The sequence below is a fragment of the Desulfomonilia bacterium genome, from assembly GCA_036567785.1.
In the GTDB taxonomy this organism is placed as follows: Bacteria; Desulfobacterota; Desulfomonilia; order UBA1062; family UBA1062; genus DATCTV01.
The window spans coordinates 1-15,227 of the sequence record DATCTV010000040.1; the positions used below are offsets into that span (position 1 = coordinate 1).

General features: G+C 45.1%; 13 protein-coding genes, 1 tRNA gene and 1 pseudogene. All 15 read left to right on the forward strand.

Annotated features, from left to right (window positions below):
• Window positions 1-141, forward strand: a 141-nt coding sequence (gene tuf, locus VIS94_12105) for an elongation factor Tu (protein ID HEY9161811.1), incomplete at its 5' end; no start/stop codon positions are given.
• A gap of 18 nt (window positions 142-159) precedes the next feature.
• Window positions 160-309, forward strand: coding sequence for a 50S ribosomal protein L33 (rpmG, locus tag VIS94_12110; GenBank protein ID HEY9161812.1), 150 nt, complete (start codon window positions 160-162; stop codon window positions 307-309).
• A gap of 12 nt (window positions 310-321) precedes the next feature.
• Window positions 322-398, forward strand: a tRNA-Trp gene (locus VIS94_12115).
• 15 nt (window positions 399-413) lie between these two features.
• The gene (gene secE / locus VIS94_12120) at window positions 414-620 is read left to right on the forward strand and encodes a preprotein translocase subunit SecE (GenBank protein HEY9161813.1); all 207 of its coding nucleotides are present in this window, start codon (window positions 414-416) and stop codon (window positions 618-620) included.
• A 6-nt stretch (window positions 621-626) separates the two neighbouring features.
• Window positions 627-1,157, forward strand: a complete 531-nt coding sequence (gene nusG, locus VIS94_12125) for a transcription termination/antitermination protein NusG (GenBank protein ID HEY9161814.1) — start codon at window positions 627-629, stop codon at window positions 1,155-1,157.
• Window positions 1,158-1,173: 16 nt separating this feature from the next.
• On the forward strand, window positions 1,174-1,599 hold the full coding sequence (gene rplK, locus VIS94_12130; GenBank protein HEY9161815.1) for a 50S ribosomal protein L11: 426 nt from the start codon (window positions 1,174-1,176) through the stop codon (window positions 1,597-1,599).
• Between the two features lie 13 nt (window positions 1,600-1,612).
• Window positions 1,613-2,317 (forward strand): 50S ribosomal protein L1, encoded by a 705-nt coding sequence (gene rplA / locus VIS94_12135; protein HEY9161816.1) that lies wholly within the window; start codon window positions 1,613-1,615, stop codon window positions 2,315-2,317.
• 130 nt (window positions 2,318-2,447) lie between these two features.
• Window positions 2,448-2,975, forward strand: coding sequence for a 50S ribosomal protein L10 (gene rplJ / locus VIS94_12140; GenBank protein ID HEY9161817.1), 528 nt, complete (start codon window positions 2,448-2,450; stop codon window positions 2,973-2,975).
• A 27-nt stretch (window positions 2,976-3,002) separates the two neighbouring features.
• A complete protein-coding gene (gene rplL / locus VIS94_12145) occupies window positions 3,003-3,383 on the forward strand; it encodes a 50S ribosomal protein L7/L12 (protein ID HEY9161818.1) in 381 nt (126 codons plus the stop codon).
• Between the two features lie 162 nt (window positions 3,384-3,545).
• Window positions 3,546-7,682 (forward strand): DNA-directed RNA polymerase subunit beta, encoded by a 4,137-nt coding sequence (gene rpoB / locus VIS94_12150; GenBank protein HEY9161819.1) that lies wholly within the window; start codon window positions 3,546-3,548, stop codon window positions 7,680-7,682.
• A gap of 69 nt (window positions 7,683-7,751) precedes the next feature.
• Window positions 7,752-12,038, forward strand: a pseudogene (rpoC, locus tag VIS94_12155) (DNA-directed RNA polymerase subunit beta').
• A gap of 89 nt (window positions 12,039-12,127) precedes the next feature.
• On the forward strand, window positions 12,128-12,502 hold the full coding sequence (rpsL, locus tag VIS94_12160) for a 30S ribosomal protein S12 (protein HEY9161820.1): 375 nt from the start codon (window positions 12,128-12,130) through the stop codon (window positions 12,500-12,502).
• A gap of 17 nt (window positions 12,503-12,519) precedes the next feature.
• Window positions 12,520-12,993, forward strand: coding sequence for a 30S ribosomal protein S7 (gene rpsG / locus VIS94_12165; protein ID HEY9161821.1), 474 nt, complete (start codon window positions 12,520-12,522; stop codon window positions 12,991-12,993).
• Between the two features lie 15 nt (window positions 12,994-13,008).
• The gene (gene fusA / locus VIS94_12170; protein HEY9161822.1) at window positions 13,009-15,084 is read left to right on the forward strand and encodes an elongation factor G; all 2,076 of its coding nucleotides are present in this window, start codon (window positions 13,009-13,011) and stop codon (window positions 15,082-15,084) included.
• A 2-nt stretch (window positions 15,085-15,086) separates the two neighbouring features.
• A partial coding sequence (locus tag VIS94_12175; protein ID HEY9161823.1) for a GTP-binding protein occupies window positions 15,087-15,227 on the forward strand: 141 nt, incomplete at its 3' end.

The window sequence follows — 15,227 nt, forward strand, 5'->3', positions numbered from 1 at the left end:
GAGATGGTGATACCCGGGGACAACATAACGATGCAGGTGAGTCTGATACATCCGATAGCTATGGAGGAAGGACTTCGGTTTGCTATACGAGAGGGTGGAAGGACAGTAGGCGCTGGCGTCATTGTTAAGGTTATCGAGTAAAACAGGCGGGATAAGATTATGAGAGATTCGGTTATTTTGGCATGCTCTGAGTGCAAGCGCCGCAATTATATGACAACAAGAAACAAGAAGAAGCAGCAGGAAAAACTTCAGATAAAGAAATTCTGCCCCTTCTGCCGGACACACTCGCTGCATAAGGAATCAAAGTAGGATAATGAATGCAGGCCAGTAACTCTAACTGGTAGAGTGCCGGACTCCAAATCCGGATGCTGGGGGTTCGAATCCCTCCTGGCCTGCCAAAACGGAAGATATAGATGGAAAAATTGAAAGAATTCATAAACGGTATAACAAGATATCTCAAGGAAGTCAGAGCCGAACTGAAAAAGGTTACATGGACTGGCAGGAAAGAGGTAGCCACAGGAACGGTAGCCGTATTTATAATGTGTGCAGCTGTTTCTTTAATCCTGTCGCTTCTTGACATTGGGATATCCGGCCTTCTTAAGCTTATTTTTGGATGGTAAACTAATATGGAACATAAATGGTACGTCGTACATACTTACTCCAATTATGAACAGAAGGCCAAACGTTCCCTTGAAGAGCGCATAAAGGCATACAAATGCGACGAATACTTTACCGATATTCTTGTACCGACGCCAATTGAGCCACAGGCAAATGGTCAGCCTAAAAAAGGCGGCGGCAAAAAGTTTTTCCCCGGATATATCCTTGTAAAAATGTTTCTAACAGATAAAACCTGGCATGTAGTAATGGGTACTCCGAAAGTAACCGGGTTTGTAGGGGGCAGGAATGAGCCATCTACAATTCCTGAGCAAGAAGTAGAAAAGCTGAAAACTCAACTTGAAGAGGGAATGTCAGGAAAAGAATACAAATGCAATTTTGCAGTTGGTGATTCAGTGACTGTAAACGATGGTCCCTTCCAGAATTTCAATGGAGTAGTTGACGATATTAAACCTGACAAGGGAAAAGTTAGGGTACTGGTAAGCATATTCGGCAGATCGACGCCGGTTGAGCTTAATTTCGACCAGATAACCAAGAAATAGTTCTAAGGGGTAGCAAATGGCAAAGACAGTAACCGCAAAGATTAAAATTCATATCCCTGCAGGGGAAGCAAAACCTTCTCCACCAGTCGGACCAGCACTGGGACAGCATGGAGTAAACATCATGGAATTCTGCAAGGCGTTTAATGCTCAGACAGAAAAACAGAAAGGTTTCCTGATCCCTGTTGTGATAACCGTATATCAGGATAGAACTTTTACGTTTATTACCAAAAGCCCCCCTGCATCCCGACTTCTTATAAAGGCTGCAGGCCTTGAAAAGGCTTCTTCGAATCCTTCAAAGGAAAAAGTAGGAAAAGTCACAAAAGCGCAGGTAAAAGAAATTGCTACGACGAAGATGAAAGACCTTAATACGGTCGACATAGATATGGCAATGAACATCATTGCTGGAACCGCCCGCAGCATGGGCATTGAAGTAGTAGAATAAAGGAGAACCGGCAATGGCAAGGATTGGCAAGAAATACAACGAAGCCAGAAAAAAGGTTGACTCACAGAAGAAATACTCATTCGAAGAGGCGATATCCCTTGTCCTGGACTGCAAATATACCAAATTTGATGAGAGTGTGGATGTAGCGTTCAGGCTGGGCGTTGACCCCCGTCATGCAGATCAGATGGTGAGAGGCTCCGTTATACTGCCTCATGGAACAGGGAGAACAACACGCGTACTTGTTTTTGCAAAAGGGGATAAGGAAAAAGAGGCGCAGGAAGCCAAAGCTGATTATGTAGGTTCTGAAGACATTGCAGAAAAGATACAAGGCGGCTGGCTTGAGTTTGATAAGGTTATAGCAACGCCCGATATGATGGGTCTTGTCGGAAAACTTGGTCGAATTCTGGGGCCTAGAGGTCTTATGCCAAACCCGAAGCTGGGGACGGTAACATTTGATATTGCAAAGACTGTGGGCGAAATGAAGGCGGGAAGAATTGAGTTCAGGGTCGATAAAACTGGAATAGTACACTGCAGTGTGGGAAGAGTCAGCTTCGGAAAGGAAAAACTTCATGAGAATATAAAGGCTTTGCTTGAAGTAGTCTGGAAGTTAAAGCCTTCTTCCAGCAAAGGTGCATATATAAAAGGAGTTGCTTTATCCAGTACCATGGGTCCCGGAGTCAGGATTGATCCGGTCGATGCAGTGGCGTTGGTAAAATAGTAAACAGTCCTGGTTAAAGACAGCGGGTGCCCGGAAACTAAAGGCTTAATTTCCCGCCTAAACCTGGGTGAATATACCCCGAGGGTATCCTTTAACGGGATATTAAAAAACAAAGGGGGTGAGGTAGCGATTGAATAGGACAGAAAAATCGGAACTGGTCGAAAAACTTCATGATGAGCTAAGCAAAAGCGGTGCTGTTTTCATAACAGACTATAAAGGACTTACTGTTGAACAGGTCACTCAGCTGAGAGGAGGAATCAGGCAGGCTGGCGGCAAATATCAGGTAGTCAAGAATACTCTTCTTAAACTCGCCGCGGAAGGGACAAATGCAACTGGGCTCAATCCGCTGCTGGAGGGGCCTACAGCAATTGCCATAGCGTTTGCTGATCCTGTTGCGCTGGCTAAGGCCATTGTGGAATTTTCGAAAAAAAATGAAAATCTGGAAATTCAGGGCGGTGTTTTAGGATCACAGTTTCTGACTGAAGAAGATGTCAAGGATCTGGCAGGCATGCCTAGCAAAGAAGTGCTTCTTGCAAGAATGCTTGGCTCAATGAATGCACCTGCAACCAATTTTGTTGGTGTTCTGGCAGCCATGGTGCGTCAGCTTATGTATGTTTTAAAAGCAATAGAAGAAAAAAAATCACAGATTCAAGAATAAGATAATTAAGAAGGAGAAAATAAAAACATGAGTATTTCACGCGAAGACGTAATAAAATTTATTGAGAATATGACAGTTCTGGAACTCGCCGGTTTTGTTAAAGAGCTTGAAGAGAAATTTGGCGTAAGTGCGGCAGCCCCGGCAGTTGCTGTAGCCGCTGGACCGGCAGCTGGTCCTGCTGAACCTGTTGAAGAGAAGACCCAGTTCGATGTGATACTGAAGGATGCAGGAGCACAGAAAATACAGGTGATCAAGGTTGTAAGGGCTCTTACGAACCTTGGACTCAAGGAAGCAAAAGACCTTGTCGAAGGTGCTCCCAAACCGGTGGTTGAGAAAGTATCCAAACAGGAAGCAGAAGACGCCAAGAAGAAACTTGAAGAGCAGGGCGCAGCGGTAGAAATTAAGTAAGCCTGTTTGTGGCAGGAGACCAATCGGTCATAAATTTAATGAAATCAGCAGGAGAAAGCATCGAACGCTGATTTCAAAAAAAGAAAGAAAGGACACTTCCTTTATGGTGGTGTCCTGGATTTTTGCTTTTACTATAAAGAAAAAGGGGATTAGCCGTAAATGATGAAAGAAATTCTTTCCTATCCCGAAATCAGGCGAAAAAGTTTTGCAAAGAGATTTTCCATGATTGACATGCCTGACCTTGTTGAACTTCCGAAGACATCGTACAGTGCATTTCTTCAGAAGGATATCTCACCGGAAAAACGAAAAAATATAGGTCTTGAAAGTGTTTTCAGATCTGTTTTCCCGATAAAGGATTTCAACGAGTATGCATCTCTCGAATATGTTGAATATAAGCTGGGCGAGCCCAAATATGATATTGATGAATGTGTGCAGAAGGGGCTTACATATGCCGCTCCCGTAAACCTCAAAGTAAGACTCGTTGTATATGACAGGGATGAGGAAACTCAGACGCAGAGTATCCGCGATATAAAAGAACAGGAAGTGTATTTCGGTGAAATCCCTTTAATGACCCCTGCGGCAACATTTATAATAAACGGCACTGAGAGGGTTATTGTCAGCCAGTTGCATCGTTCTCCCGGGATATTCTTTGATAAATCAACAGCACGTGCCGCAACAGGCGGAAAGATCCTTTATTCAGCAAGGATTATCCCTGCCAGGGGATCATGGATAGATCTGGATTTTGATGCGAAAGGAATACTCTATCTGAGAATTGACCGAAGGAGAAAGATGACTTCAACAACGCTTTTAAAAGCGTTGGGTTATACGAATCAGGACATTCTGGGAATGTATTACCTCAAGGAAAGGTATTCAATCGGTGATGATAATGTCCTTAAACATATTGATCTGCAAAGCCTTGTTGGCCTTAAAGCAGAACATGATATAAAGGTTAAAGGTTCAGGAGAACCTGCAATCAAAGCAGGAAAAAAGATTACTGCTGCTACAGTCAAGAAGTATTCGGGCAAGGTTCTCGAGCCTATGGTATGCAGTGAAAAAGATATCCTGGGCAAGGTAATTGCCGAGGATATAGTTAATTTGACGACTGGTGAAATAATTGTCGAGGCAAACGAAATACTTTCTGCTGATTTGCTTGCGAAATTGAATGAGGAAGGCATTAAGGAAATAAAAACGATTTATATTGATGAAATAAATTACAGCTCGTCACTTTCAAAGACCCTGGCCCTTGATAAACTGGATACAGCTGAAGAAGCAATCATTGAAATATACAGGCGCCTTAGACCCTCAAACCCGCCGACGCTTGAGATCGCGACCACATTCTTTGAGAATCTTTTCTTCAATTCATCCTATTATGATCTCTCAAGGGTCGGAAGGCTTAAAATCAACAGAAAGCTTCACATAAACGACGAAGATGCCCCTCTTGATCTTACAATTCTCAGAAAGGAAGATATTCTGCTTACAATCAAGTATCTGATGGAATTGAAAGATGGCGTGCAGGGCAGAGCTGTTGATGATATTGACCACATGTCGAACAGGAGAGTCCGTTCAATCGGGGAACTTCTTGAAAATCAGTATCGAATCGGGCTTGTAAGGATGGAAAGGGCAATAAAGGAAAGGATGAGCCTTCAGGATGTAGAAACAATAATGCCGAACAGCCTTATCAATCCGAAGCCCGTAAGCGCTGTAATCAGGGAATTTTTTGGCTCTGGTCAATTATCGCAGTTCATGGACCAGACGAATCCTCTCTCAGCAATAACCCACAAAAGAAGACTTTCCGCACTGGGCCCCGGTGGATTGACCAGGGAACGCGCCGTGTTTGAAGTGCGTGATGTTCACCCGTCGCATTACGGCCGTATATGTCCGATAGAAACTCCGGAAGGGCCAAACATCGGCCTTATCGTATCACTCTCTACATATGCAAGGGTTAACGAATTCGGGTTTATCGAGACGCCATACTACATTGTTAAAGACGGAATAGTTACAAAAGAAATGCATTATATGAGTGCAATGGAGGAAGACGAGCAGGTCGTTGTTCAGGCAACCGAACCTATTGATAAAAAGGGCAAGATAATTGCCGATATGGTAAGAGTCCGGCTGAAAAACGGCGAATACGGTATTGTTCCAAGAGAGCAGGTGACACTGATGGATGTTGCCACAAACCAGCTGTTCAGCGTCTCGGCCAACCTCATTCCTTTCCTTGAGCATGATGACGCTAACCGGGCTCTCATGGGATCAAACATGCAGCGCCAGTCAGTGCCTCTTCTTTTTCCCAAACCTCCGATGATAGGAACAGGCATGGAACACCTTATTGCAAGAGATTCGGGTGTCTGCGTAGTCGCAAAAAGAGACGGAATTGTCAGGGATGTAGACAGCCAGCGAATAGTTATTATGGCTGATAAGATATCTGAGAAGCAGGACGACTCAGGGATAGATATTTATAAGCTGACAAAATTTAAAAGGGCCAATCAGAATACATCCTTTAATCAGAGTCCCATTGTCAAGAAAGGACAGCACATTAAAAAAGGCGAAATCATTGCAGACGGGCCTGCAACAAATATGGGAGAGCTTGCCCTTGGCAGAAACCTGGTGGTCGCATTCATGCCCTGGGGCGGATATAACTATGAAGATGCCATTCTCATAAGCGAGCGCGTTGTAAAGGAAGACTTCTATACTTCAGTTCATATTGAGGAATTTGAAGTAATGGCAAGGGATGTAAAACTGGGAACCGAAGAAATAACCCGCGATATACCGAATGCCGGTGAAGAGGCATTGAAAAATCTTGATGATTCAGGAATCGTCTGCGTCGGAGCTGAGGTTAAACCCGGAGATATTCTGGTAGGTAAAGTCACTCCAAAGGGCGAGACACAGCTTACTCCCGAAGAAAAATTGCTGCGGGCAATATTCGGTGAAAAGGCCAGCGAAGTAAAAGATTCATCCTTAAGGGTGCCTCCCGGAATCGAAGGTACGGTCATAGACGCCAGGGTGTTTAACAGGCGTGGCCAGGACCGCGATGAAAGAACGATCCAGATAGAGCAGAAAGAAATCAAGGCTCTCAATAAAGACCGTGAAGATGAAGTCAAGATAGTGACATCCGCTGCCCGTGCGAGAATCGAAACTCTTCTTATAGGCAGGGATCTGGCATCACCTCTTTATTCGCATCTCGGAGACAAGATAATCGCCAAGAGCAAGGAAAAAATTACAATGGAGATGCTTGCAGGTCTCTCTATTGATGATTTTAAAGATATCAGGATCAAGGACGGTGAAGAAGCGGAGCATGAAATTGAACGCATTATAACTCGTCTAGACCATCAGAAAAGCCTTATCGAGAAGGTGTATGATTCCAAAATCGAAAAACTGACAGCGGGAGATGATCTGCCACCCGGAGTCAACAAGATGGTTAAAGTGTTCATAGCCATAAAGCGCAAGCTGTCCGTTGGTGACAAGATGGCAGGGCGCCACGGAAATAAAGGTGTTATTTCAAGGATCCTGCCGGAAGAAGATATGCCGTTCTTCGAAGATGGCAGACCGGTGGATATTGTACTCAATCCGCTGGGTGTTCCTTCCCGAATGAATGTCGGCCAGATACTGGAGACACATATTGGATGGGCGGTCAGAGGAATGGGAGAGGCTCTGAATGATTTCATGAGGAGCGAATATGATGAGGAATCCCTGAGGGAGTACCTTAAAAAGGTTTATCAGTCGAGCAAGGTGGATACAATCCTGAAGAAAGCAACAATGGAAGAACTCATACAGATTGCCCGCTCGATATGTGATGAAGGCCTGCATGTGGCTGTGCCGGTGTTCGATTCCGCAAGCGAGGAGGAAATTACGAAGATGATGGAGTCTGCGGGAATTGAAGATAAAGGCAGGGTCACGCTGTATGACGGCAGGACAGGGGATCCTTTTGACGGCAAGGTAACGGTAGGCGTCATGTATATGCTCAAGCTTCACCACCTTGTCGATGATAAGATACATGCCCGTTCGATCGGTCCTTATTCTCTCGTTACCCAGCAGCCCCTTGGAGGCAAGGCGCAGTTCGGCGGACAGAGACTAGGTGAAATGGAAGTCTGGGCCATCGAGGCTTACGGTGCAGCTTATACATTGCAGGAGTTCCTGACGGTCAAGAGTGATGATGTGGCCGGTAGGACCAGGACATATGAATCAATTGTCAAGGGAGAGCATGCGCTTGAACCGGGTATTCCGGAGTCATTCAACGTGCTCATGAGAGAATTAAAGAGCCTGAGCCTCGATATCGGACTTATCGAAGGCAAAGGCTACTAAATAAGGGAGGGTAACTTGGAAGACCTGTACAGTTATTTTGAAAAACCAAAAGATCCTTCCAATTACATGGCAGTCAGGATCGGCTTGGCCTCACCTGAAAAAATCAGGGCTTGGTCATACGGGGAAGTTAAAAAGCCTGAGACCATAAACTACAGGACATTCAAACCTGAGAGAGACGGTCTGTTCTGCGCCAAGATTTTTGGACCCATAAAAAGCTATGAATGTACATGCGGGAAGTACAAACGCATGAAGCACCGTGGTGTAGTCTGTGAAAAATGCGGTGTGGAAGTCATTGATTCAAGGGTAAGGCGTGAAAGGCTCGGCCATATAGAACTTGCAACTCCCGTTGCGCACATATGGTTCCTGAAAAGCCTTCCCAGCAGGATCGGCGGATTTCTCGAGCTTTCTCTTAAGGAACTTGAGAGGGTGCTCTATTTCGAAAGTTATATCGTAACTGATCCCAAAGACGCACCGCTCAGAAAAGGAGAACTTCTTACCGAAGACAAATTCAGGGCTGAGGTTGAAAAGCATGGTCTTGGCAGTTTTGTTGCGAAGATGGGTGCTGAAGCCATAGATGAACTGATTTCGGACCTGGATATCATATCTCTTTCCATTGATCTGAAAGACAAAATAGCTACCACCAAGAGCGAGGCGAAGAAAAAGAAGCTTACGCAACGATTGAGAATGGTAAATGTAATGGTAGGCATTGAACCTGTCGACCTGATAAAATTTGTAGAAGAGCGCTTTCAACTCGAGAAAGATGAACAGTTCAGAAGGGCTTTGGGCGAAATTCTCACTGAATGCCGCAAGATAATAAAGATGTGGGAAGAGGCCCTGACATATCAGGACAAGAAAAAGATAATCCCCAAAATAAATGAAATAATCAACAAGCTGCTTGAATCGAGACGCCTTTCCCATGACGATATTGATTATCTGAAGCAGTGGCAGGATCCTTCGTGGATGATTTTGAAGGTCATTCCGGTTCTTCCTCCCGATCTCAGGCCGCTTGTGCCTCTGGACGGCGGAAGGTTTGCCACATCTGACCTTAATGATCTGTACCGAAGGGTTATAAACCGCAACAACAGGCTCAAGAGACTGATGGAACTGAATGCCCCTGACATTATTTTGAGAAATGAGAAAAGAATGCTTCAGGAAGCGGTGGATGTCCTTTTCGACAACGGACGCAGGGGCCGCGTTATAACCGGTGCCAACCGCAGGCCACTCAAGAGTCTATCGGATATGCTCAAAGGAAAACAGGGCCGATTCCGCCAGAATCTTCTTGGGAAAAGAGTCGACTACTCAGGCAGGTCGGTCATAACCGCCGGACCGGATCTGCGGCTTCATCAATGCGGGTTGCCGAAGAAGATGGCGATCGAACTTTTCAAACCTTTCATTTATAACAAACTCGAGCAGAAAAAGCTTGTAAGCACTATAAAGAGCGCCAAGAGACTTGTGGAGAAGGAAACGCCGGAAGTCTGGGAATGCCTGGCTGAAGTGGTTCAGGAATATCCTGTTATGCTGAATCGTGCCCCGACGCTTCACAGGCTGGGCATGCAGGCTTTTGAGCCGATTCTTATTGAAGGCAAGGCAATTCAGCTTCATCCCCTTGTTTGTACGGCATTCAATGCTGATTTCGATGGCGACCAGATGGCAGTTCATGTGCCTCTGTCGATCGAAGCACAGGTTGAAGCGCGTGTGCTGATGATGTCGACAAATAATATTCTGTCCCCCGCAAACGGGAAGCCAGTCATTGTTCCGACACAGGATATCGTTCTGGGCGTGTACTATCTTACCCGTGACAAACCGATGGCAAAGGGTGAAGGGATGGTGTTTTTCGGGACCGAAGAGGTCAGAGTCGCCCTGGATGCCGGTGTTGTATCGATTCATGCTAAAATCAAGATTCGCATGGGAGATAAGCTTGTTGACACGACTGTAGGCAGGGTCATATTCAATGAGATAGTCCCGAAGGAAATCCCCTTTGAGATGATCAACAAGCCGATGACCAAGAAGGCGCTGGCCGAGATAGTTGACTTATGTTTCAGCGTTGCCGGTGACAAGAAGACAGTTCTGCTTGCAGACAGGATAAAAGACCTTGGTTATCATTATGCAACCGTAGCCGGCATCTCAATCGGCATCGAAGACATGATTATTCCAAAGTCAAAACCGCAAATAATAGGTGGTGCAAAGAAAGATGTATCTGAAATTATAAGGCAGTACAACGAAGGTCTTATTACAGATGGCGAGCGTTACAATAAAGTTGTTGATATATGGACGAAAGTAACTGACCGGGTAGCCGTCGATATGATGGATACCATAAAGAAAGACCTGATTGAAATGCCTGACGGTTCGGAAATTGAAACCCCATCGTTCAATCCGATATTCATGATGGCTGATTCCGGCGCCAGAGGCAGCGCTCAGCAGATAAGACAGCTTGCAGGTATACGTGGTCTGATGGCAAAACCTTCCGGGGAAATCATTGAAACTCCTATTGAGTCAAACTTCCGTGAAGGACTTGATGTCCTTGAATATTTCATATCTACCCACGGCGCAAGAAAAGGTCTTGCTGACACGGCGCTTAAAACAGCCAATTCCGGTTATCTTACAAGAAGGCTTGTTGATGTGGCGCATGATGTCATAGTCTCAGAAGAAGACTGCGGAACGATGGACGGCCTCGAGATGGAAGCTTTGATTGAAGGCGGTGAAATAATCAAGACACTCGGAGAGCGCATAATAGGCAGAGTGGCGCTTGATGATGTTGTTGATCCTTATAACGGGGAAGTCATAGTTCCCTACAACACAATGATCGAGCAGTCCCATGTTGAGAAGATAATGGACGCCGGTCTTGAAAGAGTTGTCGTAAGGTCTGTTCTAGCCTGTAAATCAAAGCAGGGCGTTTGCGTACGCTGCTATGGAAAAGACCTTGCCAGAGGCCGCATGGTAAATATCGGAGAGGCTGTCGGAATCATTGCCGCGCAATCGATAGGTGAACCTGGTACTCAGTTGACGATGAGAACATTCCATATCGGTGGTACAGCTACGGTTATTGAACAGTCCAGCCACAAGTTCAATCATTCCGGTACAGTCAAGTACAAGGAACTCAAAGTTGTCCGCAGTAAAGACAACGAACTGGTTGCCATGAACAGGAATGGATATATACTTCTGGTGGATGACAACGGCCGTGAGAGAGAATCCTATCCGATTATGTATGGCGCCAAGGTAAAAGTCGAAGAAGGCCAGAAAGTCGTTGCCGGTACCCTGCTTGCTCAATGGGAACCATATTCATCACCGATTCTGACTGAAGTCGGAGGAAAGGTGAAATATATGGATCTCGTAGAAGAGATTACAATTCAGGAGCATATTGATGAAGTTACCGGCCATTCCCGTTCCGTTGTCATAGAACCAAAGGATCCCGAACTCAGACCGAGACTGCACATAGTTGACGATTCAGGAAAAAATATAAAGGTTCCCGGCACCAATAATCAGGCGCGATATACACTGCCAACAGGAGCCATTCTTGACGTCAAGGATGGGGATGAGGTGTTCGCCGGTGATGTCCTGGTAAAAATACCCAGAGAAACTACAAAGACAAAGGATATCACAGGCGGTCTTCCAAGGGTTGTCGAACTCTTCGAAGCAAGAAAACCCAAAGAGGGCGCTACAGTCTCAGAAATTGATGGTGAAGTGAGCTTTGGGAAGGATACAAAAGGAAAGCGCAAAGTTATTATAACTCCGGAGGTCGGCCAGCCCAAGGAATACATGATACTTAAAGGCAAGCATATCGCTGTTCATGAAGGCGATTATGTAAGGGCCGGCGAACCCCTTATGGATGGTGCTGTGGATCCCCATGATATATTGAAGATAAGGGGAGAGAAAGACCTTGCAAAATATCTTACAAACGAAGTGCAGGAAGTCTACAGACTTCAGGGTGTCAATATTAATGATAAGCATATAGAAGTCATTGTCAGACAGATGCTTAAACGTGTTAAGATTAAAGATTCAGGTGATACTGATAAGATAGAAGGTGAATTTGTTGATAAGCTTTCATTTAATGAGGAAAACGAAAGGGTTGCGTCAAGTGGTGGAAAACCTGCTATCGCAGAACCGTATCTGCTTGGTATAACCAAGGCAAGCCTGAATACCGAGAGCTTTATATCAGCTGCTTCATTCCAGGAAACCACACGCGTTCTCACCGATGCAAGCGTCGAAGGGAAGGTGGATCATCTGAAGGGTCTGAAGGAAAATGTTATCATGGGAAGACTCATTCCTGCAGGCACCGGATTCCCGTTATACAAGAGGATAGATATAAGGGTTTCAGATGAAGAAATAATGGATGAAGATCTTTTAGAAAGTGCTTGACATATAAGGGTTACGTTGCTAGAAAACGGCGTCTATCGCACTTTGATAGACGCCGTTAAAAACATGCTTTATAAAAAGGGGTTTGTATAATGCCTACACTGAATCAACTTGTTAGAAAAGGCAGAGAAACGCTTGAGAAGAGAAAAAAGACCAGGGCATTGGAAAGCTGTCCGCAGAAGAGGGGTGTATGCGTGAGGGTATACACAACGACACCCAAAAAACCTAATTCTGCTCTTCGAAAAGTTGCCAGGGTCAGGCTCTCAAACGGATTTGAAGTAACATCATATATTCCGGGCGAAGGCCATAATTTACAGGAGCACTCTGTGGTTATGATAAGAGGAGGTCGAGTAAAGGACCTTCCAGGTGTAAGGTATCATATCATTCGAGGCATTCTTGACACTGAAGGGGTGAAGAATCGTCGCAGAAGCCGCTCTAAATATGGAGCCAAAAGGCCAAAAGCCTAATAATTCGAGGTAAGGATATGCCAAGGAAGAAAAGAGGAACTCTCCAGAGATCTATAGTGCCTGATCCAAAGTTCGGGGATAAACAGGTAGGAAAATTTATCAACAGTCTGATGTGGGACGGCAAAAAATCTGTTTCCGAAACGATCTTTTATGAAACCTTGAATATACTGGCCGACAAAACAAATGAAAATCCCGTAGAAGTATTTCATAAAGCAATGGAAAACGTTAAGCCTGTGATAGAAGTACGTTCCCGGAGGGTTGGTGGTGCAACATATCAGGTTCCCACAGAAGTCAGACCTGAAAGGCGGGATATGCTTGCAAGGCGCTGGATAATCGCAGCAGCCAGGTCAAGAGGCGAGAATTCAATGAGTAACAGGCTTGCTTCAGAACTGCTTGACGCATTCAACAATAGAGGTACGGCGATCAAGAAGAAAGAAGATACGCATAAGATGGCGGAAGCCAACAAGGCATTTGCACATTACCGCTGGTAAAGGATTGGAAGAACCGTGTCTGTTGATGTCCCCATCGATAAGCTTAGAAATATAGGCATAATGGCTCACATCGATGCGGGGAAGACAACAGTAACTGAACGGATTCTTTACTATACCGGGATGACTTATAAAATCGGTGAAGTCCATGATGGTCAGGCCACGATGGACTGGATGGATCAGGAAAAGGAAAGAGGCATTACAATTACGGCAGCGGCTACAACATGCAGTTGGAAAGGCCACATGATAAACATTATCGATACTCCAGGGCATGTTGACTTCACTATTGAGGTGGAGAGAAGTCTGCGTGTCCTTGACGGAGCAATTGCGGTGTTTTGTGCTGTGGGTGGTGTTCAGCCCCAGTCGGAAACGGTTTGGAGACAGGCGCAAAGATATGAGGTTCCCAGGGTTGCATTTGTGAATAAGATGGACAGAGTCGGGGCAGATTTTTTTTTGGTACTGGAACAAATGAAGAATAAGCTGGGTGCCACCCCTGTCGCTCTGCAGGTACCATACGGAAAAGAAGATAAATTTTATGGTATTGTGGATCTTATTGAAATGAATGCAATTAGATTTAATGAAGAAGCGAAGGGAAGCACATTTGACATAATACCTGTTCCAGATGAGATTAAAGACACTGCAAATGAATATAGAGAGAAGTTGTTAAATGCTGCAAGCGATATAGATGATGGGATAATGATGGCGTATTTGAACGGAGAAAGCATAGACTCTGAGTCAATCAGGGCAGCGATCAGAAAAGGCACTATAGAACTTGCCTTTACCCCTGTTCTGTGCGGTGCTGCATTTAAAAACAAGGGGGTTCAACCGCTTCTTGACGCAGTTGTGGAGTTCCTTCCATCGCCTAGGGATAAGGGAAAGATACACGGCAAAACCGAATCCGGTGATGATACATTCAGAGAACCACTTAACGAAGAAGCTTTTTCTGCTCTGGCATTCAAGGTAATGAACGATCCTTATGTCGGTCAGCTAACATATATAAGATCTTATTCCGGCGTTCTTAATTCCGGTGATATGATCTATAATTCAAGTACCGGCAAGAAAGAAAGAATAGGCCGCCTTGTAAGGATGTTTGCAGATAAAAGAGAGGACATTAAAACTCTATATGCCGGTGATATAGCCGCCATACTCGGACTTAAAGGTACCATTACCGGGCATAGTCTTTGTGACAGAAACAAACCCATTATCCTAGAAGCAATGGAATTTCCTGAACCGGTGATTTCAATTGCGATTGAGCCAAAAAGCAAGGCCGACCAGGAAAAACTCGGAGTCGCGCTGTCAAGGCTGGGGGTTGAAGATCCGTCATTCAAGGTTCATGTAGATCCGGACATGGGTGATACAATTATTTCAGGGATGGGTGAACTTCATCTTGAGATAATCGTCGACAGGCTGAAAAGAGAGTTTGGTGTAGAAGCCAATGTAGGCAAGCCACAGGTTTCATACAAAGAAACAATTACAAAGTCTGTTGATGAAGACTGTAAATATGCAAAGCAGACAGGCGGCCATGGACAGTTCGCTCATGTATTGATAAAGGTTGAACCAATTGAGGCAGGCGGGGGTTATGTTTTTGTAAATGCAATAACCGGGGGAACAATTCCTAAAGAATATATACCGGCAGTAAAAAAAGGCATTGAAGAAGCACTGAATGTGGGGCCTTGTGCCGGTTATCCGATGGTTGACCTTAAGGTAACTCTTTATGACGGAAGTTATCATGAGGTGGATTCTTCAGAGATGGCATTTAAGATAGCAGCCTCGATGGCGCTTAAGAATGCAGCAAAAAAAGGTGCCCCGATCATGCTTGAACCTATTATGGATGTTGAAGTTGTAAGTCCCGATGAGTACATCGGAGATCTTATAAGTGATCTTTCTTCCAGAAGGGGCAAGATACTGGGGATGGATACGCGTTCAGACGTTAGGGTAATAGCAGCGCAGGTACCGCTCGCGGAGATGTTCGGGTATGCAACAAGTGTTCGCTCATTGTCACAGGGCAGGGCTACTTACACCATGCAGGTATCTCATTATGAGCCGGTACCGGGCAATATTTCAGAGAACCTTAAGACAGGCAGGGGGATTTAATTATGGCCAAGGAAGTATTTAAGAGGACGAAGCCGCATGTTAATATAGGTACGATAGGGCACATAGATCATGGTAAGACGACGTTGACGGCGGCGATAACGAAGCATTTGGCGAAGAAGGGGATGGCCGAATATGTAGCATAT